Consider the following 24,388-nt stretch of genomic DNA (forward strand, 5'->3'; position numbering starts at 1 on the left):
TTTTACTTCACTTTTCCACAGTTTTTCTTGTGAAAAAGATATAAACTTATTAATTTTGCACCGAATTACGGAATTGTGGATAAAACATCTATAGTGTTCATTCTCAAACAGAAACAACAAACAGTGGGTGTGAATAACCGTGTATTCCGTGGGGAAAACGAAATGAGCAAGTAAAGTGGCTATTATTTACCAACTTATCAACGGGATATTATACTACTCATTTCTATTTTAAAAGAAAAAATAAAAAGAAGAATATAAATATAAGATGTTGAAAAAGGAGTGGACAGAGCAAGGCTTCATTGATGAAGCGGTGGCTGAGGGAACTGATTTGAAGAAAGAGATTCGTCGTCTTTGCAAAGAGAAGAACGCCGTGATATTGGCACACTATTACACCGTTGGCGACATACAAGATGTGGCCGACTTTGTTGGCGACTCGCTGGCACTGGCACGTAAGGCTGCCGAGACCGACGCCAAGATGATGGTGATGTGTGGCGTGCACTTCATGGCAGAGACCTGCAAGCTGTTGTCGCCCGAGAAGATTGTGCTGTGTCCGGACCTGAATGCTGGTTGTTCGCTGGCCGACAGTTGTAAGGCGGACGACCTGAAGAAATATAAGGAGGAGCATCCGGGCTATCAGGTGGTGAGCTATGTGAACACCACGGCTGCCGTGAAGGCTCTGACCGATGTGGTGGTGACCAGCGGTAATGCGAAGAAGGTGGTGGATCAGTTGCCTAAGGATGCGAAGATCATCTTCGGTCCTGACTATAACCTGGGTAACTATATCAACGAGGTGACGGGCAGAAAGATGTTGCTGTGGAATGGCGGTTGCCATGTGCACGAGCGCTTCTCGCCTGCAGCCATCGTGAAGTTGAAGGCGCAATATCCCGATGCCATTGTGATGGCTCACCTGGAGTGTAAGGGTCCGGTGCTGGCTCTGGCCGACGTGAAGGGTTCTACAGCCGACATGCTGAAGTATGCGGGCAATAGTAAGGCTAAGCAGTTTATCGTGGCCACAGAGGCCGGTATTCTGCACGAGCTGCAGCGCATGTGTCCGGATAAGGAGTTCATACCTGTGCCACCAGAGATTACCGAGAGCGGACTGGAATGCTCGTGCAACGAGTGTCAGTATATGAAGATGAACACCCTGCTGAAGATCTACAACACGCTGAAGTATGAGTGGCCACAGATAGATATTGATCCCGCCATTGCCAAGGATGCTGTGAAGCCTATTGAACGAATGCTGGAGCTGAGCTAATCACTCCGGCATTTTTTCTATCTTTTCTTAATTGTATAGTTCCTTAAAAAACTTGTCATATAGCCATATTCTTCCTTGGTCTATTACGATGCTGGCAAAAAATATCACCGTGAGGAATAGTAGAATGGCTGGAACGGCAGTCCATACGGGCAGTTCTTCCCAAATCATGACGATAGTGGGACTGAAGATGGTTTCGTAGAATGTTGGGAAACAATGAACGAGGAATACGGCGAAACATGATGCAGCTATCCAGTTGATGGTCCTGTTATAGCCCATCTTGGTCTTTGTGAACACGAGTAGCATGCAGGCGGCTGCGACGATAACTAAGGGTGAGGCATAGCGCCAAGCCACTTCAATAAGATACTCACTGTTAAATATATTCGCCATCTTGGCTATGACCATATTGACACTGACCAAAAGGATGTAGCACAGCAGCAGTTTTGTTCGCGACAGGCGGTTCAACAGGTTATCGGGGAATCGCCTCAGATAGCCTCCCAACAGATAGAGAATGATGAAAGAGATGGGCGAACGTCCATCCTTATAGCCCTCATCCTGCGTGTTAAGCCAGCCGAAGATGCACTGCATGAGCAGCATGCCGCCCAGTATGAGTTGATACTGCCGTCGGGTGCTCTGTGTGATGAACGTGTTGAGTGCCGGAGAGACAATGTAGAGCAGGAGATAGACAGGAACGAACCAGTACATGTCGGTGGTGACAATACGGGCTATGTAAGACCACTTGAACACTACCTCATCGAACAGGGCACAGGTGGTGAAATAAACCAGAAAGGAGAAAAACAGCACCTGAAACAGAAACGACAATAACTTTTCGAACCGTGCCTTGATGCCATACCAGCCTGACAGCAGTACAAACATGTTGACACAGGTGAACGTTGCCGCTGTAAACCAAGTGATGCCTATCGATTCGATAGGCGATACGTAAACGTTTTTATTTAGTAGGTCTATCTCGCCACTGGCGTGAAACAGCATTACGAAGACCATTGCCAGGATGCGATAGAGCTCCATGTTCGAGTCGCGATGGGTTACGTTTTCGGTCATAACGGTTATTTATTAAGATGTCAGCTATGGTCATCGCATCACCTTTTTCCCATTCTGAATGATAATGCCGCGATAGTAACGTGGGTCTATGGGTTGTCCCAGTAGGTTGATGGGCTGTTGATAGATAGCAGGTGGTTGCGATAAGTTGCTTATTCCGGAAGCTGAGGTGGGTATGTTTTTTATCGATTCACTGAGCCATTGCTGGCGCTGAACGAGCCATTGCTGCATCTCTTCAATGTTCTGGGCCACTGAGGTGTTGTCGTAATCGCCCCAACGGGCGTATTCGTAGGGCCGTGAGCGTTGAATGGCCGCAGCGGTGGTAGATTGTTCAAACTCGTTGAGAAAAGCGCTCAGACGGCTGAAAATAGTGGGTGCCAATTCATCATAGAGTGCTATATAAGTGTCATTGAAGGATTTGTTCTCACTATTGAAGAGACAGGTATAGTAAAAGAACGCGTCGTCGTGTATGCGCGGCCACTTTTCCACATTCCGCATAATAGATCCGAAATCCCACAGGGTGGTCATCTGCAGACGGCTCTGTGGTGTATCGTCGTGTTTGGTAAGGTAGAGGTTGGCACCACCACTATCGTAGGTGCCCAAGATATCGTGGCCAAGCAGCCAGGCAGCCCATGAGCGGAGGTCGATGTATTCATCATAGCGCCCTTCGTCGATGGCGGTTTCGAAGTTGTTCAGATAGTCGGTGATATAGGCCAGCTGTTCGGGCGTAATGTCTTCGGGTTCCGGATATTTAAAGGTAAACTGCTTGCCTTGTTTTTCAGTTTTAAAATACAGGTCTTCGTTCCACCAGTAGGCATCGCGCTCGATGAGATAACCGCTTTTCTTGTCTATATTGATACGGCAGTCGGCATTACGCTTCACCTGTTCAATAAGCAGATAGATACCGCGATAGTCGTTGTTGATAATGAGGTTTACATACTCGGCAGCGGGGGTCCACGGCATACCTATCAGTTCGTTGACCTTACGGCCAAGAAGGGTGTAGAGCACATCGCCTTCGGTGAGTAGCACCCAGTTTTTGTCGTAATAGCAGGAGTCGCCCCGAGCCAGCAGGTCGTTCTTCTTTTCGAGTTTCAGTTTGAAGGGTTTTTTTATGGAATAGTAGGCACTGGTATTACCACGTATCTTGAGGGTCATGCCGCTCTGGTCTTTCAGGTATTCGCCACTGTCGAAGAGGGTGTCGCCCAACAGGGTGAGCACACAGCGGCCCGGCACTTTGGTATTATTAGTTGTTGTAATACCAAAAGCCCCTTCCGGAGCGAAGGCATAGTCGCAGGTGGGTTCCTCGCCGTTGACGGTGGTGATGGAGAGAACGGGAAGACCTAACTGACTGATTTTGCTGTGTATATCTTCGGCTTGAACACTGGAAGAAAGAAGCAGAAGCAGGACGGAGAGGTTTGTTTTCTTTCCAAATAGTTGAGTGAATGCCTTGTTCTTCCAGTTTTTCATGGCTAAGAATGTTGCGGCCATGATGAATATCCAAGGCATGAAAGGCGATTTGAAGCGGGTCTCGCCATGCATCACAAGGGTGAGAATCAGGGTTCCGCCAACGATGATGAACAGAGGTAGTGCCAGTTTCTGAAATTTGCCTTGAAGAGTCAGGCGGATGATGCCCATTGCAGCCATCAGCAACAGCAGTCCATAAAAAATCATCGTGAACAACGCCATCCATTGGGCAAAGCTGAGTGTAGAGGCTTCGCTGAGCAAATGGCGGAACGGCAGTGTGATATAGTTGTCTTCGGCATGTTCTTTATGACCGAGGAAAGCAGGCAGATTGTCGTAGTCGCTCTGGTACATATAGTAGATGCGACCGGGAATCTTCTTCAAGTATTCCACCTTGTGGTTCTTTAGCCAGTCCATGCTGCGCTCTTGCCAGATGCGTTCGCACTCAAAGCAGTCCAGTTGCTGGTGGTTTTCGATATAGCGTGGATAGCCTTCCGGCCAGATAGGCTGTCCCCAATGGGGAGCTACCTCGGCACCGTCATAGCACTCATCGACCATGGAAAACCACAATGAACGGGCCTGATAGACGAAATGTCCGGTGCGCATATAGGTGCTGCTGCCCACCACAATGATGAAACTGATATAACCGCCAACCATCAGCAGGAAGGGGCGCCAGGATTCTTTCTTCAGTCTTGCAAGGGCATAGACGGCCAACGCCAGTACCATGATAGTTGCTGTGGGGCGAAACCAATTGCCAAAAGCCAGGACAAGACCTGAGAGGATGAGGAGTTTCTTGTTTTCTTTCCAAGAAGAAATGTTGGAGAAAACTGCTTTGATGAACAGGAAAACAGCTAGCAGGGAGAAGAAGTCGGATGGTATCTCACTGCTGATCATCGTGCTTTGTCCCCAGTTGTTGGGATAGAGAATGTATAGCAGGATGGCGATAACGGCTGTCTTGTGATTGAACAGGTGGCAGCTCACTTGTCCAACAAGCCAGGCTGTTCCCGCTTTCATCAAGCACATCAGTAGCAGCAATGGAATGATTGAATTGCTGAGCAGGAGTGAAAGGGCGGTAAGGTTGATGATGCCGATGTTCCAGATGAACGGCAGTTCATCATAGTGCATCAGTGAGATAGTTGGATAAGGCTGTCCTTCAGCCAAACATACCCGTGCCAGTTCCAGATACCCTTCCCCATCATTGGTCGGGGTATAGCCGAACACCAGCCATACCATCAGCAGCCAAACGAAGTAGGCTACAGAAAAATTCAATAATGTTCTCTCACCCCTCAATTGTGAATTATGCTTTATGAATTATGAATTATGAACTACCTCACCACCGCCACTTTAGCCACTACGCCGGCCTTGCCATCGCTGGTGGCAGTAGCAATCATATAGACGCCGCTGGCCACACGGTTGCCATGAAGGTCGCAGCCGTCCCAGGTATAGGTGCCACCGTTAGAGCGGCCCTGTGAGACGAGTTTACCGCTGGGGCTGAGTATCTTTACGTCGGCATCGAAAGACAGGCCTACAACCGTTATAAGACCCGTGTAGCCGGGTTCTACGGGGTTGGGATAGGCATAGACATCGTCTTTCTCCATCTCTTCGGCTGGTTGGGTGGCATCGCTCATATAAGAACAGAGGCCGTTGTCGGTGCCAAAAAACACCTTGCCGCTGTTGGGGTCGATGGCTATCGACTCGATATTATTGCTGAGCAAAGGACTATTCTCGGTGGTGAAGTGATGTATCTGCTCCATATTGTCGGCACTGATCAGATAGACACCATTGCCATCGGTACCAATCCATTTGCGGTTGCCGCCATCAATAACCATACAGCTGATGCTGACACCATTCATCAGGTAGTCGGCAAAGTTGCTGCCGTCGTTGCGTGGCACTTTGATTTGCTGGAAAGTGACCGACGACTGTCCTACTTCGTTGGCGTCGATCATGAAGAGGCCTCTGGATGTGCCCAACCAGATGTTGTGATCGTGGTCCTCGCAGATGGCGTTGATATGGCTCACATTATAGCTGACGCCATCCTGATTGGTGAAATAGTTTTCGTTGTTGACGGTGTATGAATAATAGGGTTTCAGCACATCCATCCAGATGTCGTAGCAGAAGACGACTGGGTCTACCCAGTTGACGTTGGCAAACCACAGATAGCCTCGACTGTCTATCATGGCATGGCGTAACGAGTTATACCCCACATTTTTATAGTTGTTCAGCAACGTCTGATAGTGGTCTTCCCACTGTCCGTCGGCTTTTAGGAGCAGCAGGTTGACACCTTTTGCATGACTGTTTAGTACCCAGAGATTGCCTCGGTCGTCGAACTGCAGTCCGTCCACTATGTTGTAGTTGTTGCCCAGTGTCTTTCCATTACTGAAAGCGTTGTGCAATGGACTGTTGTCCTGGGTGTAATAGTTCACGAGTTGTCCTTCTTGGAACTCGTAAAGTCCGCAGCGTCCGCTAGCAAAGACATGGTTGTGGTCGGTAGGATCTACCGCAACGCAGTTGTTGTTCAGATATGAAAAGCCCGTCTTGTTTTGAAGTTCATCTTCGTAAATCTTCCATTCATCACCATCAAACTGCTGAACAGTTCCTGGGCGCTGCAGGTCCATGGAGCCTGCCAGGTAATAGCCACCCACGGTGTAGAGGCGATTGCCTACGAACTGCATGTTGTAGAAGTAGTTGTACTTAGGACCACCTGGTTGCAGGGTCTTGACCACGGGCAGGTAGGTGTCGTAGTCGTCGGTCTTAAGAACGGGCAGCGAGGTGGGATACTGCGGATGGTTGGGACGATAGGTGTCGCTGATTTCCCCACGCTGCATGTTGACTTTGATAATGGCAAAGCGGGCATACAGGTAGGCGTAGATGCCATCGATGGTCAGGCTGTCGATGGTCTTATCGTCGGTCATAGACTTCTTGTAGAGTGCTGCTATATTGGTGATGTTACCATTGGCATCTAGCAGGTCTATGTTGGAGTTCTGATAGATGATGATGAGCTTACGGGCGTCGTTGTTCCAGGCAATATGTGTGATATAGGTATCGCTGAGACCTGTGATCTTGTCGTAGGTGGTGATGCTCTGGTCGTTGAGGTTGTACTGATACAAGCTGTTGGACGCCAGCACATAGAGGTTGTTGCCACCTTTCACAATTTGCTGGGGCTCGTGGTACGACATGTATGCCTGCCACGAACCTACCTGTGCCTGCAGTGACACGAGAGCACATACGGCGAGTAGTAATAGAACAACGATTCTTCTCATCTTATACCTTTTGCAGGAAGTCGGCCAACTTCTGAGTGGCATGGGCACGATGGCTGATGGTGTTTTTGACATCCATGCCCAACTCGGCAAAGGTCTGGTCGTAGCCTTCGGGACGGAAGATGGGATCGTAGCCAAAGCCCTCTGCCCCACTCCGCTCGCGGGTGATCTCGCCATCGACGATGCCCTCGAACTGGTACTCCTGTTTGATGCTGGTGCAACCACAGGGACAGACATCCTTTTTTAGTATTAACGCAATGACGGTGCGGAATCGTGCCTTACGATTGTTATTTTCTGCTAAATCCTGGAGCAGCTGGGTCATGTTGGCCTCGCTGTCGTGGCTTTCTGCCGCAGGATTCTTGGTGGCGGCGTAGCGGGCGCTATAGACGCCTGGTGCACCACCGAGAGCTTCTACCTCAAGACCGGTGTCGTCGGCAAAACAGCTGAGGTGATAGTGGTCATAGACGTAGCGTGCCTTTTGCAGGGCGTTAGCCTCGAGCGTGGTGCCCGTCTCCGGGATATCCACGTCGCAGCCTATGTCTTTCAGGGAGAGCACCTCTACCCTATCGCCCAGTATCTGGCGTATCTCGCTGAGCTTATGCTCATTGTTGGTAGCAAAAACTATCTTCATGTGGTCTTCAGTTTGGGCGTCTTGGGCGCCGTGGGGTCAATGTTGGTATTATTGGGTGTCTTCACTTTGATGGCATCGAAACCTTCGCCAAAGACGCCGATGACGGCACTCTGCGACACGAAGGCATGGGGATCGATCATCTTGATGAGTCGGAACATGTCGGTGCTCTCGTTCTTCTTGGCCAGAATACAAAGCACCTTGCGCTCCTTACCCGAATACCAGCCGTGACCGTCGAGGATGGTGACACCGTGGTCCATGCGGGTGCCGATGGCGTTGGCTATCTCCTGCCACTTCTCAGAGAAGATGAGGAACTGCACCGACGAGCGGCGGCGGTTGTAGATATAGTCGAGCATGAAGTTCTCTATCAGCATGGTGCAGAAGCCGAACACCACCATGTGAGTGCGGTCGAGCATGTCGCCAAACTGCGGGATGAACAGACAGGAGCCTACAATCATGAAGTCGAGGATGAACAGCACCGTGCCCAGCGACATGTTGTAGTACTTGTTCACAGAGGCTGCGATGATGTCGGAACCACCCGTGGAGCCGTTGTTTAGAAAGACGATGCCCAGCGCTGAACCTGTCATCATACAGCCGATGATGAGCGACATGAAGTTCTGGCCCTCGCCCAGTATCTTCACCATCTCGCCCGACTCATCGCGCGGCACCAGCTCTTTCATCAGTCCCAACAGGAACGTCAGCACGATGATGGCATAGATGGTCTTCATCAGGAACTTCAGTCCCAGGATCTTCAGTGCGATGACCAGCAGCGCCAGGTTGATGAGGAAATAGGTGTACTGGTTAGGGAAGCCGCTGGCATACTCCACAATAGCAGCAATACCCGACACGCCTCCAGTCACAATCTCATAGGGCATGAGGAAAAAGGTGAAACCGAAGGCATACAAAAAGAGGCCAAGGGTTATGACAACATAATCCTGGACCTCTTTCATGATGATTTTGTGATTGATAGTCATTTATTTGATAACGATATTCACCATACGCTTAGGGACGATGATAACCTTTACTATCTGCTTGTCTTCCACGTACTTGGCCGTGCGCTCGTCGCCGCGTACCAGTGCTTCGATGGCAGCATTGTCGGCATCGGCAGCCAGCTCAATCTCGAAGCGGGTCTTACCATTGAAGGCTACACCCATCTTCACGCTGCTCTCCACCAGGTACTGCTCGTTGTACTCGGGCCACTGTGCATCGCACACACTACCCTGCTCGCCCAGCATCTCCCAGAGCTCTTCGGCCATGTGGGGTGCGAAGGGTGCAATGAGGATGACGAGTGTCTTGATCAGCTCCTTGTTCTTGCACTTCTGCTGTGACAGCTCGTTGGTGCAGATCATGAAGGCCGAGATCGACGTGTTGTATGAGAACTGCTCGATGTCCTGCGACACCTTCTTGATGAGCTTGTGCACGCTCTTCAGGTTCTCGGGTGTTGCGTCTGTTGCGGTGCCATCGCAGCATGCAGAGCTGCAGAGGTTCCAGAACTTCTTTAGGAAGCGGTGGCAGCCATCGATACCGTTGGTATCCCAAGGCTTTGACTGCTCTACAGGACCGAGGAACATCTCGTAGAGGCGCAGGGTGTCAGCACCATACTTCTCTACAATCATGTCGGGGTTCACCACGTTGTACATAGACTTAGACATCTTCTCCACAGCCCAGCCGCAGATATATTTGCCATCCTCGAGGATAAACTCGGCGTTGTTGTACTCAGGACGCCAAGCCTTGAAGGCCTCGATGTCGAGCACGTCGGCCGAAACGATGTTCACATCCACGTGGATAGGTGTGGTCTCTTGGTAGTTCTTGCGCAGGTTCAGGCTCACGAACTTACCCTTGTCGGCACCCTCGTCCTCAATACGATAAACGAAGTTAGAGCGGCCCTGAATCATACCCTGGTTCACCAGCTTCTTGAAGGGCTCGTCCTCGCAGGTGTAGCCTGAGTCGTAGAGGAACTTATCCCAGAAGCGTGAGTAGATCAGGTGACCAGTGGCGTGCTCGCTACCGCCCACATAGAGGTCCACATTGCGCCAGTATTCGTTCTTTTCCTTATCGGTCAGAGCCTGGTCGTTGTGGGGGTCCATGTAGCGCAGGTAGTAGGCTGAAGAGCCTGCAAAGCCTGGCATGGTGTTCAGCTCCAAGGGGAACACGGTCTCATTGTCGATGTCGGCCACGTTGACCACGCTGTTGGTCTTGGTATCCCAAGCCCATTTCTTGGCGCGACCCAATGGGGGTTCGCCGGTCTCGGTGGGCTTATACTCATCGATCTCGGGCAGTTCCAGGGGCAGACACTCCTTTGGAATCATATAGGGCATGTCGTCCTTGTAGTAAACGGGGAATGGCTCGCCCCAGTAGCGCTGACGCGAGAAGATAGCGTCGCGCAGACGGTAGTTCACCTTCACGCGGCCCAAGCCTTGCTCGGTGACGTATTTCTTAGTGGCAGCGATGGCCTCCTTCACGGTCAGACCGTTGAGCGAGAACTTATCGCTGGCAGAGTTGCACATGATACCATCCTTGGCATCGAAGCTCTCCTCGCTGACGTCGGCACCCTCGATGACGGGGATGATGGGCAGGTTGAAGTGCTTGGCAAAGGCATAGTCACGAGAGTCGTGGGCAGGCACAGCCATGATGGCGCCAGTGCCGTAGCCAGCCAGCACGTATTCAGAGATCCATACAGGAATCTTGTCGCCGGTAAATGGGTTGATGGCGTATGAGCCTGAGAACACACCAGTTACGCTGTGGTCCATCTGACGCTCGCGCTCTGTGCGCTTCTTCACATAGGCCAGATACTCATCGACGGCAGCCTGCTGGTCGGCGGTGGTCAGTTCTTTTACCAGGTCGCTCTCAGGAGCCAGTACCATGAAGGTCACACCAAACATGGTGTCGGCACGGGTGGTGAAGATGGTGAAGTGCTTGTCGCTGTCGGCCACGTTGAATTCAACCTCGGTACCCTCGCTACGACCAATCCAGTTGCGCTGAGCCTCTTTCAGCGAGTCGGTCCAGTCGATGGTGTCCAGTCCGTCGAGCAGGCGCTGTGCATAGGCCGATACGCGCAGACACCACTGGCGCATCTTCTTTTGTTCTACGGGATAGCCACCACGTTCAGAGACACCGTTGATGACTTCGTCGTTGGCCAGCACGGTACCCAGTGCGGGGCACCAGTTCACCATGGTCTCGGCCAGATAGGCAATACGATAGTTCATCAGCACTTCCTGCTTCTTCTTCTCAGAGAATGCGGCCCATTCGGCAGCCGTGAAGTGCAGCTCCTCGCTGCCCTGAGCGCCACAGTCCTTAGAACCCATCAGCTCGAAGTGCTCAATGAGCTTGATGATGGGCTGTGCCTTCTGGCTGGAAATGCTGTAGTAAGAACGGAACATACGCTGGAAGGCCCATTGTGTCCAGTGGTAATAGCCTGGGTCACAGGTGCGTACCTCGCGACTCCAGTCGAACGAGAAGCCAATCTTATCCAACTGCTCGCGATAGCGGTTGATGTTCTGTTCGGTGGTGATGGCAGGGTGCTGGCCCGTCTGGATGGCATACTGCTCTGCGGGCAGTCCGTAGGCATCGTATCCCATGGGGTTCAGCACGTTGAAACCCTTCAGGCGCTTGTAGCGTGCATAGATGTCGCTAGCAATGTAGCCGAGGGGGTGACCCACGTGAAGTCCGGCGCCGCTGGGGTAGGGGAACATGTTCAGAACGTAGAATTTCTTCTTTTTATCATCTTCCACTACGCGATAGGTGCCATTGTCCACCCAGCGCTTTTGCCATTTTTTCTCAATGTCTCTGAAATTGTATTCCATATCTTTGTTTTGCTTTTATTTTCTTATGTTTTCAAGAGTGCAAAGTTACTGAGAATTATTCTTTTCTCCAAAAAAATACCTTCAAATCACATTATTTAATAAAATTAATACTCAAAAACCTTGTTGTTTAAAATAAAAAAGTTACTTTTGCATACAGATTCATTTTATATTAACTTTAAACGATACGAAAGATTATGATTAAAACATTACGCTTGTTTTTGGTAGCCATGTTGGCTATGGTTGGCATGAATGCAAATGCTGGCAAAATCGTGTTTTCTGAATTAGGACTTGAGAATAGTAAACCCTATACTGAACCATTCGATGGTAGCGACTTTACCGTGACCTTTGGTGGTGGTGGTAATAACGGTAAATACTATGATACTGGTGCTGGTATTCGCTTGTATGCTAAAGGAACTATGACGATTGCCGCTAAGGAAGGCACTATCAAGAAGATTGTCATTGTTTATGATGGTATCAACAAGCCTGAAAGTAAAGATGTTGTAAACGTAGGTACTTATAATGTAGCTGGCGGTTACTGGACTGGTGATTCTTCAGAGGTTGTGTTCACACGTCCTGAAGGTGCTGGTCACTGGCGTATTAAGTCAATTGCTGTCAACGACGATGCTATAATTCCTGAAGTTCCCACAGAGGGTCAGACAGCAGAGACAGCTATTACCGTAGCTCGTGCTTTGGAGATTATCAATGGTCTTGAAACTGGTAAGTCAACTGATTTCACTTACTATGTGAAGGGTATTGCTACTTCTGAAGTTGAGATCAACTATAGCAGTGCAACCTTTACCATTGCTGATACAGCTGAAGGTACAGCCGTTCTGAAGGCTTACAACTTGAAAGGTCTTGGCAATAAGGACGCTGCTACAGGTCTGTTTAAGAAGGGTGATACTGTTGTGTTGTTCGGTAATCTGCTGAAGTATGAGAAGACCGACGTTAATCCTGTTGAGATTATCCCTGAGATTACAAGTGGATATGTTGTATCTGTCAATGGTGATACAGAGCAAAAAGTAGAGCTCATTGGTGTTGCACAGGCATTGGAGCTCATCAATGCTCTTGATGATAATGCAACGACTGCGGCTTATCAGGTGAAGGGCTTCGTTGTGGGTGGTGATCCTACCTTCGATCGTAAAACTGAAGATAATTCTCTCTTTGGAAATACCACTTTCACCATTGCTGCTGAGAAGAATGGTTCTAACACTCTGACAGTTTACCGTTGTAAGTTCTTTAACAATAAAAACTTCGGTGAAGACGACATTACAGCCCTCAAGGATGGTGATGAGGTAGTTATTCAGGGTTCACTCCAGAAGTATGTAAAGGATAATGTTACTACTCCTGAGTTGAAAGACAGCTACATCGTTAGCATCAATGGTGCTACCTCTGGCATCAACAACATGAAGAACGAAGGTGCTAAGAAGGTAATATACAACCTCGCTGGTCAGCGCGTGAAGAGCGTACAGAAGGGTCTGTACATCATCAACGGCAAGAAGTGCTTCGTGAAGTAATTCGTTGATAATACCTATATCGGCGAGGCAAGAACCTATGGGTTTTGCCTCGCTTTTTTTGTTATTACAGAAAAAAAACGTAACTTTGCAACGAGAAAAGCATAGCTTTACAGGTGGAATAGTGGCACTTTACTATTCTAAAAGCATAGCTTTGCGATAATAAAAGTAAAAGAATGGCAAAGAAAGACGGGGAACTGACCCCGATGATGAAACAGTTCTTCGACCTGAAAGCACAGCACCCCGAGGCGCTGCTGCTCTTTAGGTGTGGCGACTTCTACGAGACTTATTGCGACGATGCTGTGGAGGCCTCACAGATATTGGGCATCACACTGACCCGACGCAATAATGGTAATAGTGGAAAGGGCGACGAGATGGCTGGTTTTCCTCATCATGCACTCGATACGTATCTTCCTAAGCTGATTCGTGCCGGCAAGCGCGTGGCTATCTGCGACCAGCTGGAGGATCCAAAACTCACAAAGAAACTGGTAAAGCGCGGCATCACCGAGCTGGTGACGCCTGGTGTGGCTATGAGCGACAATGTGCTGAACTACAAGGAGAACAACTTCCTCTGTGCTGTACATTTCGGCAAGTCGGCCTGTGGCGTGGCTTTCCTCGATATCTCTACGGGCGAATACCTGACGGGAGAGGGCACCTACGACTATGTGGAGAAGCTGATGGCTAGCATACAACCTAAGGAGGTGCTATACGACCGCGACCACCGTCAGGACTTCGAGCGCTACTTTGGTGTGCGCTACGTGACGTTCGAGATGGACGAGTGGGTGTTCACCGAACAGTTTGCCATGCAGAAGCTCCTGAAGCACTTCAAGGTGAAGTCGCTCAAGGGATTTGGCGTGGATCATCTGCACAGTGGCGTGGTGGCTGCTGGCGCCATTCTGCAATACCTGGAACAGACACAGCACACGCAGATTGGTCATATCACGCAGATATCGCGCATCGAAGAGGATAAATACGTACGACTGGATAAGTTCACCATCCGTTCGCTGGAACTCATACAGACCATGCAGGAGGGCGGACGCTCGCTGCTCGACGTGATAGACCGCACCGTGTCGCCCATGGGTGGACGTATGTTGCGCCGCTGGCTGGTGTTCCCCCTCAAGGAGAAGGCAGCCATCGAGGGCCGACTTGACATCGTGAACTATTTCTTCCGCGAGCCGTACTTCCGTGACCTGATCGACGAACAGTTGCAACAGGTGGGCGACCTGGAGCGTATCATCTCGAAGGTGGCCGTAGGACGTGTCACACCGCGTGAGATGGTACAGCTGAAGCGCGCGCTACAGGCTGTGGAGCCTATCAAGCAGGCTTGTCTGCAGGCCGACAACCAAGTGATTCGTCAGTTGGGTGAGCGCATGAACGAGTGCCGCGATATTCGCGACCGCATAGAGCGCGAGATTGTCAGCGATCCGCCACAGCTGGTGCAAAAGGGTGGGGTGGTGCGTAATGGCGTCAACCAGGAACTCGACGAGCTGCGCCACATCGCCTATAGTGGCAAGGACTACTTGCTGCAGATACAGAACCGCGAGGCTGAACAGACGGGCATCCAGTCGCTGAAGATTGGTTATAACAACGTGTTCGGCTATTATCTCGAGGTCAGAAACACATATAAAGATCGCGTGCCGCAAGAGTGGGTGCGCAAGCAGACGCTGGCTCAGGCCGAGCGCTATATCACCCAGGAACTGAAAGAATACGAAGAGAAAATTCTGGGGGCCGAAGAAAAGATTCTCTCGCTCGAGGCTCGCATCTTCAATGAGCTTGTTATCGCCGTACAGGCGTTTATACAAGAGGTACAGACCAATGCCACCATCTTGGCGCGCATAGACTGCCTGCTCAGCTTTGCCAAAACAGCACAAGAGCATCGCTACATCCGTCCGGTGGTGGACGATGGCGATGTGATAGACATCCGTCAGGGGCGCCATCCCGTGATCGAAACACAGTTGCCCGTAGAGGAACAGTATGTGCCCAACGATATACTCCTGGATCAGGAACGACAGCAGATTGTTATCATCACGGGCCCGAATATGGCCGGTAAATCGGCGCTGTTGCGTCAAACGGCGTTGATAGTACTGTTGGCCCAAGTGGGCTGTTTTGTGCCCGCAGAGGCCGCGAAAATAGGTCTGGTGGACAAAATATTCACCCGTGTGGGTGCCAGCGACAATATCTCGCTGGGTGAATCTACGTTTATGGTCGAGATGACCGAGGCCTCCAACATCCTGAACAATGCCACGCCTCGCTCGCTGGTCTTGTTCGACGAGTTGGGTCGTGGCACCTCTACCTACGATGGCATCTCTATTGCTTGGGCCATCGTAGAGTATCTCCACGAACATCCCAAGGCACAGGCACGCACGCTCTTTGCCACTCACTATCATGAGCTGAACGAGATGGAGAAGACCTTCTCCCGCATCAAGAACTATAACGTCAGTGTGAAGGAGGTGGATGGCAAGGTCATCTTCCTGCGTAAGCTGGAGCGTGGCGGCAGCGAGCACTCTTTCGGTATCCACGTGGCCGAGATTGCTGGTATGCCGCGCAGCATTGTGAAGCGTGCCAACGTCATCCTGAAACAGCTGGAGAGCGAGAATGCGCAGGTGGGCGCGGCAGCTAAGCCAACGGCCGAGATTGCCCATAGTCGCGAAGGCATGCAGCTATCTTTCTTCCAGCTCGACGACCCCGTGCTCTGTCAGGTGCGCGACGAGATCCTTGGCCTCGATGTCAACAACCTGACGCCGCTGGAGGCCCTCAACAAACTCAATGAAATCAAGAAAATCGTCTCAGGAAAATGAGATAAGTGATAAGTGATAAGTGAGAAGTATTTTTAACTGAGAACTGAGAGGTATTACTAAGTGAGAAGTGAAAAGTGAGAGGTGAGAAGTATTATTAGTACTACTCACCTCTCATTATAATCAGAACCAGCAGGTCTAATCATACCTCTCAGTTCTCAACTCTCAACTCTCAGTTAAAAGCACCTCTCACTTCTCACTTCTCACTTCTCACTTAGTAAGGCTTCTCACTTAGTAAGGCTTTTCACCATGCAATACGTGCCAATGATGATGAAGGGGATAGAGAGAATCTGTCCCATATCGATGGGGAGGGAATTCTCGAAGGCCTCCTGCACCTCTTTGGTGTATTCAATGAAGAAGCGGAAGGTGAAGATATAGGTCAGACAGAGACCGAAATAGAAGCTGGTGCCTACCTTCTGTGGCATCTTCTTATAGAGGATAATCATCAACAAGAAGAGTAGGGCATAGGCAATGGCCTCGTAGAGCTGTCCGGGATGGCGGGGTAGGGCATCTACACGCTCGAACACAAAAGCCCAGGGCACATCGGTCACCTTACCAATAATCTCGCTGTTCATCAGGTTGCCCAGGCGGATGAAGCAGGCGGTGATGCCCGTAGCAATGGCGATATTGTCGAGCACCTGCCACAGGGGCACTTTGTGGTGCTTCACATACAGCCACAGCGCAATCATCAGTCCCAGCGTGCCGCCATGAGAAGCCAGTCCTTCGTAGCCCGTCAGTTTCCAACTGCCGTCGTACATGAAGTGGATGGGCAGCAGCATCTCTACAAAGCCCTTCACCGACGTCAGGTAGTAGTCGGGCTGATAGAAGATGCAATGGCCCAGGCGGGCACCAATCAGGATGCCCAGGAAGCAATAGACGAATAGCGGTTCGAACTTCTCCTCGCTGATCTTCTGTTGTCTGTAGAGCGTTCTCACAGCGAAGTAGGCCAACAGCAGACCTATCAGCCAGCACAATGAGTACCAGCGCACTGCCAGAGGTCCGAGGTGGAAGGCCTCGAGACCCGGATGCCAGATGATATAATTAAGTAGGTTAATCATACATTAAAACGGAAGTGCATAATATCGCCGTCCTGTACCACGTATTCCTTACCTTCTACGCCCATCTTGCCAGCCTCGCGTACGGCAGCCTCTGAGCCATATTTCAGGTAGTCCTCGTACTTGATCACCTCAGCACGGATGAAGCCCTTCTCGAAGTCGGTATGGATCACACCGGCACACTGAGGTGCCTTCCAGCCCTTCTTATAGGTCCAGGCCTTCACCTCCATCTCGCCAGCGGTGATAAAGGTCTCCAGGTTCAGCAGGGCATAGGCCTTCTTGATGAGTCGGTTCACGCCGCTCTCCTCCAGGCCCAGCTCCTCTAGGAACATCTGCTTGTCCTCGTAGCTCTCCAGTTCGGCAATATCTTCTTCGGTCTTGGCAGCAATCACCATTGCCTCGGCACCTTCCTCCTTGGCCAGTGCCTCTACCTTCTTGGTGAAGTCGTTGCCGCTCTTAGCCTCGGCCTCGCCCACGTTACATACGTAGAGCACGGGCTTCGACGTGAGCAGGAACAGGTTGCGAGCGCACTCTTGCTCCTCTTTGCTGTCGAACTCCACGATACGGGCATTCTTTCCCTGCTCTAGCACCTCTTTATAGGCCTTCAGCACCGTCACCTCTACCTTGGCATCCTTGTTGCCAGCGGCAGCGGCCTTCTCGGTCTTGGCCAGTCGCGAGTCGATGGTCTCCAAGTCCTTCAGTTGCAGCTCGGTGTCAATAATCTCTTTATCGCGTATGGGGTCTATGCTACCATCTACGTGGGTGATGTTCTCGTCTTCGAAGCAGCGCAGCACGTGGATGATGGCATCGGTCTCGCGGATGTTGCCCAGGAACTTATTGCCCAGACCTTCGCCCTTAGAAGCACCTTTTACAAGACCGGCGATGTCAACGATCTCGCAGGTGGCAGGCACGATGCGTCCGGGGTGAACCAGCTCAGCCAGTTTGGTGAGTCGCTCGTCGGGAACGGTGATCACGCCCACGTTGGGTTCAATTGTACAGAAAGGGAAGTTTGCTGCCTGCGCCTTAGCGCTCGACAGACAGTTGAAAAGTGTGGACTTGCCCACGTTAGGCAGTCCCACAATACCACATTTTAATGCCATTTTTTTTCTATAAACGTTTATTTCTGAGTGCAAAGGTACGAATAAGCGAGAACAAAAACAAAGAATTTATTCTTTTTTTGTCGAGCGGTAGTACCTTCGGCGCAGCCAAAGGTGGCCGAATAAGCGAGAACAAAAACAAAGAATTTATTTTTTTTTGTCGAGCGGTAGTACTTTTATAGAAGCTTAAGTTACGAATAAGTGTTAAAGTGACACAATAAGCATTAAAGGAAAGTAATCGTTGTATATTTCTGGCATGATTATTTCCGTTTTTTACTAACTTTGCAGTCGAAAAGATTGTTAGGGGATTCAACCAAACCTATTTAACACTATAATTAACACAGGAAAATGAATCAGTTTACAAAAATGAAACTGAGGCTTAAACGAGTATTTAATGGTGGCATCAAGAAGCACCGTTTATACGAGGGACCTTACCATGGAGGAAAGTCGTCTTACTCTTACTATGTGGACGACAACAACCTCCGTGTGTTTGATGGTCCTTTTCATTTGCGTTTAAGCTCACTCAACCGCTATGGCAAGGAGGTTCAAAGCATGGCTCGCGGCAACTTCATCGATGGCTTGAAGAATGGTGGTTGGTGCTACTTTTACAAGAGCGATCAGAAGCGTATGAAGTTGAACGCAGATTTTGTCAATGGATTGATTGACGGCAAACTGCAGTTTGAGACTTTCGACTCTACCAACATCTCGAGTGTGCCTACGCGAACCTGTCTCACATTCACGGTCAACCGCCGTCGCCTGGTAGGCGAGATCAGCGGTTTTCTGCATGGGTACAGGTTTAATGGTTATCTCGATGAAGATGGTCGTCCGCACGATCAGTGGATCAGTCACGTCTTCGACGAGTATAATGGCGAGTGGCGCATTGTAGAGGAGTGGTATCATGGCAGTTTGGTGAAGGCCGAACGCCAGATGATTACCTACGGTCGCAACGAGCATATACGTTCGAGCATGTGTCATCAACTCAATGAGCTGATTGACGAGATAAATAACGTCATGTTGCCCATTATGCAACATGGTTCTCTGGGAGGTCTTGCTAACATCCCAGCTGTTTAATACTTTATTATTACTATTTTTTCATTAGTGGGCGCCCTCAGTTGATGATCGCGCCCACTTTTTTGTTGCTCTTAGTGTGCCTCCAGCCAGTTCTTGCCAAAGCCTGAGTCGGCCACCAGTGGCACGTCCAGACTCATGGCGTGCTGCATCTCTTCCAGCACGATGCTCTCCACCTGCTCTTTCTCCTCGGGATACACGCTGAAGTTCAGTTCGTCGTGTACCTGCAGTATCATCTTGCTCTTGATACCCTCAGCCTTGAAGCGCTGGAAGATGCGTATCATCGCCACCTTGATGATGTCGGCAGCGGTGCCCTGGATGGGTGCGTTGATGGCGTTGCGCTCGGCAAAGCCTCGTACGGTGGCGTTCTGCGAGTTGATGTCTGGCAGATAGCGGCGACGTCCGAATAGGGTGGTGACGTAGCCCTGCTGGCGTGCCACCTCTTTCGACTGTTCCATGTACTGCTGCACCTGTGGGAAGGTGTCGAAATAGCCGTCTATCAGCATCTTAGCTTCCTCGCGAGGAATGTCGAGTCGTTCGGCCAGTCCAAACACGGTGATGCCGTAGATGATGCCGAAGTTGGCACGCTTCGACTTGGTTCGCTCGTCGCGGCTCACCTCTTCGATGGGCTTTTTATAGATGTTGGCAGCGGTGGCGGCATGCAGGTCTTTGCCGTTTTGGAACACCTCTATCATGTGTTTGTCTTTCGACAGGTGGGCCATCACGCGCAGCTCAATCTGGCTATAGTCGGCAGAGAAGAACAGGCAGCCCGGTTCGGGGATAAAGGCCTTGCGTATTTCCTTGCCGTCCTCGCCGCGAATGGGAATATTCTGCAGGTTGGGGTCCGACGAAGAGAGTCGTCCGGTGGCCGTCACCGTCTGGTTGAACGAAGTGTGGATGTGGCCTGTGCGTGGGTTTATCAGCTTGGGCAGTGCCTCGATATAGGTGCCGATGAGTTTCTTCAACCCTCTGTGTTCCAGGATGTCAGCCACAATCTCATGCTTGTTTTTCAGCTGTTGCAGCACCTCTTCGCTGGTCACATACTGTCCCGTCTTGGTCTTCTTGGCTTTCTCTACAATCTTTAGCTTGTCGAACAATATCTCGCCTACCTGTTTTGGCGAGGCAATATTAAACTGCTGACCAGCCAGTTCGTAGATGCGCGCCTCGATGGTTGCCATGCGTTCGTTCAGTGCCTTCGCCGTTTCCTGCAGCGACTCGGTGTCCAGGCACACGCCGTTCATCTCCATCTCGGCCAGCACGGGCATCAGTGGCATCTCTATCTCATAGAAGAGCTGTTCGCAGTGATGCTGTTTCAGTTCAGCCTCCAATTTGTTTTTCAGTTGCAGCGTAATGTCAGCATCCTCGCAGGCATACTCATAGACCTGCTGTGGTGTGAGGTCGCGCATAGACCGCTGGTTCTTTCCCTTGGGTCCTATCAGTTCGTCGATGTGCACCGTCTGGTAGTTCAGCAGTGTCTCGGCCATGTAGTCCATGTTGTGGTGCAACTCTGGTTGGATGAGGTAGTGGGCTATCATTGTGTCCCACATCGGGCCGTCCAGATGCACATCATAATTTCTCAGCACCTCGAGGTCGTACTTCAAATTTTGACCGATTTTCAAAATCGAAGGGTCTTCGTAGAGAGGTTTAAAGATATTAACAATTCGCAACGCTTCTTCACGTTTAGCAGGAATGGGCACATAAAACGCCTCATGTTCGGTCACGGCGAAGCTCAAACCCACTAATTCGGCGTCGATGGCGGTAGTGGAAGTGGTCTCCGTGTCTAGACAAAGAATTTGTTTTGTCCTAAATAAATCACATAGATTTTTTAAATCTTCCTCATTTTCAACGAGTTTGTAATTATGAGCCACCGTTTTAATGGTCTCAAAACTCGAAAATTTTGGCGTTTCCGCATCGTCGGTGGCAAATTCTTCAAAGAGAGAAAGCTGCGAATTATTAGATTTTGGCTTCTTTTCAACTTTTTTAAGAACTCGTTGTGTCAGTGCCTTAAACTCCAGTTCGGTGAACAGTTCGCTGAGTTTTTCCTCGTCGGGTTGCTGCAGTTGCAGTTCGTCGAGTTTTAGTTCGATGGGCACGTCGGTGCGGATGGTGGCCAGGAAGTAGCTCATCTTGATGTCGTCCACGTGTTCCTCCACCTTCTTCTTCAGTGCACCCTTCAGTTCGTCGGTGCGGGCCAGTAGCTGTTCCACGCTGCCGAAGTCGGCAATGATCTTGGCAGCCGTCTTTTCGCCCACGCCCGGACAACCGGGGAAGTTGTCGGCCGAGTCGCCCATCAGTGCCAGCAGGTCGATGACCTGCGTGGTGTTTTCGATGGCATATTTCTCGCACACCTCGCGAGGACCCAGCACCTCGTAGCCGCCACCATGGCGCGGACGGAAGATCTTGGTGCGCTCGCTCACCAGTTGGCCGTAGTCCTTATCGGGTGTCAGCATGTAGGTCTCGATATTTTCGATAGAATCGGCCTTTTTGGCCAGAGTGCCTATCACGTCGTCGGCCTCGAAACCATCCACCTGCAGCACCGGTATGCGGTAGGCCGCCAGCAGGTCTTTGATGATGGGCACCGCCTTGCGGATATCCTCGGGGGTGGCTTCGCGTTGTGCTTTATAGGCGGGGAACGCCTCGCTGCGGAAGGTCAGTCCGTGGGGGTCGAAGGCCACACCCAGGTATTTGGGTTGCTCTTTCTCTATCACTTCTTGCAGGGTGTTCACAAAGCCGATGATGGCCGATGTGTTCAGACCTTTGGAGTTGATGCGTGGGTTTTTGATGAATGCGTAGTACGACCTGTAAATCAGGGCATAGGCATCTAAAAGAAACAGTTTCTCCATGTATATTTCAGATTTTTCGGTAAAATTACTAAAAAAATTGGTATTACTCCGATATTTTCAGTAATTTTGTCTCAAAATTAATCATAATGGACTATCTATCTCTTATCAAACGACCTATCGAGTCGGAACTAAACGAGTTTATTTCACTCTTCGAGCAGTCTCTGAGTCATGAGGATACGTTGCTGTCTGAGGTGCTGTCGCACATCAAACAGCGCGGTGGCAAGCGCATGCGCCCCATGTTGCTGATGCTGCTGGCCAAGAACTATGGCTCGGTGACGGACGTGACGCTGAACTCAGCCATCGGTCTGGAACTGCTGCACACGGCCTCGCTGGTTCACGACGATGTGGTAGATGAGAGCGAGGAACGCCGCGGACAGGCCTCGGTGAATGCCACCTATAATAACAAGGCGGCCGTGCTGGTGGGCGATTTCATCCTTTCCACCGCACTGCTGAAGGTGTCGTTCACCAACAACCAGCGTATCATCGAGACGCTGGCAGAGTTGGGTAGGGTGCTGGCCTCGGGCGAGATTCTGCAGTTGCAGAACATCAAGAACGAGGAGATCTCCGAGGATGTCTATTATCAGGTGATAGAACAGAAGACAGCGGTGCTCTTTGCCGCCTGTTCATCGATAGGTGCGCTCTCTGCCGGTGCCTCCGACGAGGAGGTGGAGAAGGCCCGTCAGTTTGGTCACGACCTGGGCATCATGTTCCAGATTCGCGATGATATCTTCGACTACTACGACTCGAAGGAGATAGGTAAGCCTACGGGCAATGATATGGCGGAGGGTAAGCTGACGCTGCCCGTGATCTATGCCTTGCAGCATTCGCCCTTCGACTCGATGATGACGCTGGCCAAGAAGGTGAAGGCGGGCACTATCAATCCCGATGAAATCGCCGTCTTGGTGGAGTTCACCAAGCAGCAGGGTGGTATTGAATATGCCGAGAAATGTATGGAGGACTACCACCGCAAGGCGCAGCAGTATGTGGATAGTTGTGTAAAAGATCCCTCGATTGCTACGGCGCTCACGGCCTATCTAGACTATGTTATTCAGAGAAGAAAATAGGAAAAAGTTTCTAACTGAGAAACTTTTTAAGTGAGAAGTGAGAAGTGAGAGGTGAGAAGTATTACTAAGTGAGAAGTGAGAGGTGAGAAGTATTACTAAGTGAGAAGTGAAAAGTGAGAGGTGAGAAGTATAATTAGTACTACTCACCTCTCATCTTATGTATAAAGCCAAAAAGTGTAATTACACTTCTCACTTCTCACCTCTCACTTCTCACTTGAAAAAGCGCTTAGAAGAATTTCACCTCTTCGCCTACCACCTCGCTCAGCAGGAGGTTGGCCAGACGACTGGTGCCCATGCGGAACCACTTGTTGGTGAGCCATTTCTCGCCCAGAACCTCTTTCACGATGGTGTAGTAGATCAGTGCATCCATCACGCTGTTAAGGCCGCCAGCGGGCTTAAAACCAATCTGTATGCCGGTCTTATCGTAGTACTCTTTGATAGCCTGACACATCACGTAGGCAGCCTCGGGGGTAGCGGCGGGCTCCAGTTTGCCAGTAGAGGTCTTGATATAGTCGGCACCGCCATACATCGACAGCAGTGAGGCAATCTTGATGTTCTTAGCAGTCTTCAGGCAACCGGTCTCCAGAATCACCTTCATGGCCTGTTCGCCGCAGGCCTCCTTCTGTTGCTGAACCTCATCGACCACGGTGTCGTAGTCACCCTCCAGGAAGGCACCCACGTTCATCACGATATCTATCTCGGTGGCACCGTCCTTCACGGCCAGCGAGGTCTCTACGGTCTTCACCTCTATCAGCGACTGACTGCTGGGGAAGCTGCCTGATACGCAGGCCACCTCGACACCCTCTACCTCGAGCGTCTCGCTGACGGTCTTGGCAAACTTAGGATATACGCAGATGGTGGCTACGTGGGGTAGGTCGGGGTACTGCTCTTCAAACTGGTTCACCTTCTCTGTGAAGGCCATCACCGACGTCTCGCTGTCGGTGGTCTTCAGGGTGGTCAGTTCCACGCTTCCCATCAGGAATTTCTTCACTTCGTGTGTATCGTTCAGGGGCACCTTTTCGGCGATGATCGTCTTCACAGCCTCACGTACTTCCTCGTCGGTGATGTCGAGGTTATACTGGCTCAGCACTTGTTCAATTTTGTTCATTTCTTCCATAGTTGTTATGCTTTAAGTTTAGGGTTACATATATGTCTTGTTGCGTCTCTTTTTGTCTTTTTATCGATAGACTTTTGTAGCTCCTGGGTCAGGTCCACGCCCGTCTGATTGGCCAGACAGAGCAGCACCCACAGCACGTCGGCCATCTCTTCGCCCAGCGCTTCGCGCCCGTTGTCGGCAGCCCGTGGGTCTGACGCTTTCCACGACTGTTCGCCATAGCGCCTACTGATGATGCGCGCCAGTTCGCCCACCTCCTCAGTCAGCACCGTCATATTGGTGAGTTCGCCAAAGTACCTCACGCCATACGTCTTAATCCATCTATCCACAGTCTCCTGTGCCTCTTCTATCGTCATATTAATAATTATATATCCCCCTCTCCTT

General features: G+C 50.6%; 16 protein-coding genes. 5 read left to right on the plus strand and 11 right to left on the minus strand.

Features of this window, described 5'->3' with window-relative positions:
- Positions 1–265: 265 nt before the first annotated feature.
- Entirely contained in the window at positions 266–1,255 is a 990-nt protein-coding gene (gene nadA, locus T496_RS0111325) for a quinolinate synthase NadA (protein WP_027450851.1), read from the plus strand.
- A 27-nt stretch (positions 1,256–1,282) separates the two neighbouring features.
- On the opposite strand, the gene T496_RS0111330 is transcribed toward nadA, so the two are convergent.
- Genes T496_RS0111330 through leuS form a run of 6 tightly spaced genes read right to left on the minus strand, consistent with a single transcriptional unit; the run spans position 1,283 to position 11,457 of the window.
- Positions 1,283–2,311, minus strand: coding sequence for an acyltransferase family protein (locus T496_RS0111330; RefSeq protein WP_027450852.1), 1,029 nt, complete (start codon positions 2,309–2,311; stop codon positions 1,283–1,285).
- A 30-nt stretch (positions 2,312–2,341) separates the two neighbouring features.
- Positions 2,342–5,038 carry a CotH kinase family protein gene (locus T496_RS14545; RefSeq protein ID WP_155808881.1) on the minus strand — a complete coding sequence of 899 codons (2,697 nt, stop codon included), beginning with the start codon at positions 5,036–5,038 and terminating at the stop codon, positions 2,342–2,344.
- A gap of 56 nt (positions 5,039–5,094) precedes the next feature.
- Positions 5,095–7,029: a type IX secretion system anionic LPS delivery protein PorZ gene (porZ, locus tag T496_RS0111345; protein WP_027450853.1), complete on the minus strand. Its 1,935-nt coding sequence runs from the start codon at positions 7,027–7,029 to the stop codon at positions 5,095–5,097.
- A 1-nt stretch (position 7,030) separates the two neighbouring features.
- Positions 7,031–7,657 carry a non-canonical purine NTP diphosphatase gene (locus T496_RS0111350; RefSeq protein ID WP_027450854.1) on the minus strand — a complete coding sequence of 209 codons (627 nt, stop codon included), beginning with the start codon at positions 7,655–7,657 and terminating at the stop codon, positions 7,031–7,033.
- A complete protein-coding gene (locus tag T496_RS0111355; protein WP_027450855.1) occupies positions 7,654–8,628 on the minus strand; it encodes a YitT family protein in 975 nt (324 codons plus the stop codon). Before T496_RS0111355 ends, T496_RS0111350 begins: the two co-directional genes overlap by 4 nt.
- Entirely contained in the window at positions 8,629–11,457 is a 2,829-nt protein-coding gene (gene leuS, locus T496_RS0111360) for a leucine--tRNA ligase (RefSeq protein WP_027450856.1), read from the minus strand.
- A gap of 194 nt (positions 11,458–11,651) precedes the next feature.
- Between leuS and T496_RS0111365 the strand changes: the two genes are divergently transcribed.
- A complete protein-coding gene (locus T496_RS0111365) occupies positions 11,652–12,971 on the plus strand; it encodes a hypothetical protein (RefSeq protein WP_155808882.1) in 1,320 nt (439 codons plus the stop codon).
- Between the two features lie 173 nt (positions 12,972–13,144).
- Positions 13,145–15,766 carry a DNA mismatch repair protein MutS gene (gene mutS / locus T496_RS0111370; RefSeq protein ID WP_027450858.1) on the plus strand — a complete coding sequence of 874 codons (2,622 nt, stop codon included), beginning with the start codon at positions 13,145–13,147 and terminating at the stop codon, positions 15,764–15,766.
- Positions 15,767–15,990: 224 nt separating this feature from the next.
- Here mutS and lgt read toward each other — a convergent pair whose 3' ends face one another.
- Both lgt and ychF read right to left on the minus strand, forming a co-directional pair.
- A complete protein-coding gene (gene lgt / locus T496_RS0111375) occupies positions 15,991–16,821 on the minus strand; it encodes a prolipoprotein diacylglyceryl transferase (RefSeq protein ID WP_027450859.1) in 831 nt (276 codons plus the stop codon).
- Entirely contained in the window at positions 16,818–17,918 is a 1,101-nt protein-coding gene (gene ychF / locus T496_RS0111380) for a redox-regulated ATPase YchF (RefSeq protein ID WP_027450860.1), read from the minus strand. The genes lgt and ychF overlap by 4 nt, the downstream gene beginning before the upstream one ends.
- A 363-nt stretch (positions 17,919–18,281) precedes the next feature.
- Between ychF and T496_RS0111385 the strand changes: the two genes are divergently transcribed.
- Positions 18,282–18,986 (plus strand): hypothetical protein, encoded by a 705-nt coding sequence (locus T496_RS0111385; protein WP_044110115.1) that lies wholly within the window; start codon positions 18,282–18,284, stop codon positions 18,984–18,986.
- A gap of 71 nt (positions 18,987–19,057) precedes the next feature.
- Here the strand turns inward: T496_RS0111385 and polA are convergent, their stop codons facing one another.
- Complete coding sequence (gene polA / locus T496_RS0111390) at positions 19,058–21,826, minus strand: DNA polymerase I (protein WP_027450862.1); 2,769 nt, start codon at positions 21,824–21,826, stop codon at positions 19,058–19,060.
- An 86-nt stretch (positions 21,827–21,912) separates the two neighbouring features.
- Between polA and T496_RS0111395 the strand changes: the two genes are divergently transcribed.
- Entirely contained in the window at positions 21,913–22,890 is a 978-nt protein-coding gene (locus T496_RS0111395) for a polyprenyl synthetase family protein (RefSeq protein WP_027450863.1), read from the plus strand.
- A 226-nt stretch (positions 22,891–23,116) separates the two neighbouring features.
- Here the strand turns inward: T496_RS0111395 and deoC are convergent, their stop codons facing one another.
- On the minus strand, positions 23,117–24,007 hold the full coding sequence (gene deoC, locus T496_RS0111400) for a deoxyribose-phosphate aldolase (protein ID WP_044111159.1): 891 nt from the start codon (positions 24,005–24,007) through the stop codon (positions 23,117–23,119).
- 5 nt (positions 24,008–24,012) lie between these two features.
- Complete coding sequence (locus T496_RS0111405) at positions 24,013–24,360, minus strand: nucleotide pyrophosphohydrolase (RefSeq protein WP_027450865.1); 348 nt, start codon at positions 24,358–24,360, stop codon at positions 24,013–24,015.
- Positions 24,361–24,388: the final 28 nt, after the last annotated feature.

This window comes from Xylanibacter brevis P6B11, from assembly GCF_000621825.1.
Taxonomy (GTDB): Bacteria; Bacteroidota; Bacteroidia; order Bacteroidales; family Bacteroidaceae; genus Prevotella; species Prevotella brevis.

What these genes read in the sequence shown, in the direction of transcription:
- T496_RS0111330 (WP_027450852.1), bottom strand. Translation starts at nt 2,311, where the DNA reads ATGACCGAAAACGTAACCCATCGCGACTCGAACATGGAGCTCTATCGC.
- leuS (WP_027450856.1), bottom strand. Translation starts at nt 11,457, where the DNA reads ATGGAATACAATTTCAGAGACATTGAGAAAAAATGGCAAAAGCGCTGG.
- polA (WP_027450862.1), bottom strand. Translation starts at nt 21,826, where the DNA reads ATGGAGAAACTGTTTCTTTTAGATGCCTATGCCCTGATTTACAGGTCG.
- porZ (WP_027450853.1), bottom strand. Translation starts at nt 7,029, where the DNA reads ATGAGAAGAATCGTTGTTCTATTACTACTCGCCGTATGTGCTCTCGTG.
- lgt (WP_027450859.1), bottom strand. Translation starts at nt 16,821, where the DNA reads ATGATTAACCTACTTAATTATATCATCTGGCATCCGGGTCTCGAGGCC.
- ychF (WP_027450860.1), bottom strand. Translation starts at nt 17,918, where the DNA reads ATGGCATTAAAATGTGGTATTGTGGGACTGCCTAACGTGGGCAAGTCC.
- T496_RS0111365 (WP_155808882.1), top strand. Translation starts at nt 11,652, where the DNA reads ATGATTAAAACATTACGCTTGTTTTTGGTAGCCATGTTGGCTATGGTT.
- T496_RS0111405 (WP_027450865.1), bottom strand. Translation starts at nt 24,360, where the DNA reads ATGACGATAGAAGAGGCACAGGAGACTGTGGATAGATGGATTAAGACG.
- T496_RS0111355 (WP_027450855.1), bottom strand. Translation starts at nt 8,628, where the DNA reads ATGACTATCAATCACAAAATCATCATGAAAGAGGTCCAGGATTATGTT.
- deoC (WP_044111159.1), bottom strand. Translation starts at nt 24,007, where the DNA reads ATGGAAGAAATGAACAAAATTGAACAAGTGCTGAGCCAGTATAACCTC.
- mutS (WP_027450858.1), top strand. Translation starts at nt 13,145, where the DNA reads ATGGCAAAGAAAGACGGGGAACTGACCCCGATGATGAAACAGTTCTTC.
- T496_RS0111395 (WP_027450863.1), top strand. Translation starts at nt 21,913, where the DNA reads ATGGACTATCTATCTCTTATCAAACGACCTATCGAGTCGGAACTAAAC.
- T496_RS0111350 (WP_027450854.1), bottom strand. Translation starts at nt 7,657, where the DNA reads ATGAAGATAGTTTTTGCTACCAACAATGAGCATAAGCTCAGCGAGATA.
- nadA (WP_027450851.1), top strand. Translation starts at nt 266, where the DNA reads ATGTTGAAAAAGGAGTGGACAGAGCAAGGCTTCATTGATGAAGCGGTG.
- T496_RS0111385 (WP_044110115.1), top strand. Translation starts at nt 18,282, where the DNA reads ATGAAACTGAGGCTTAAACGAGTATTTAATGGTGGCATCAAGAAGCAC.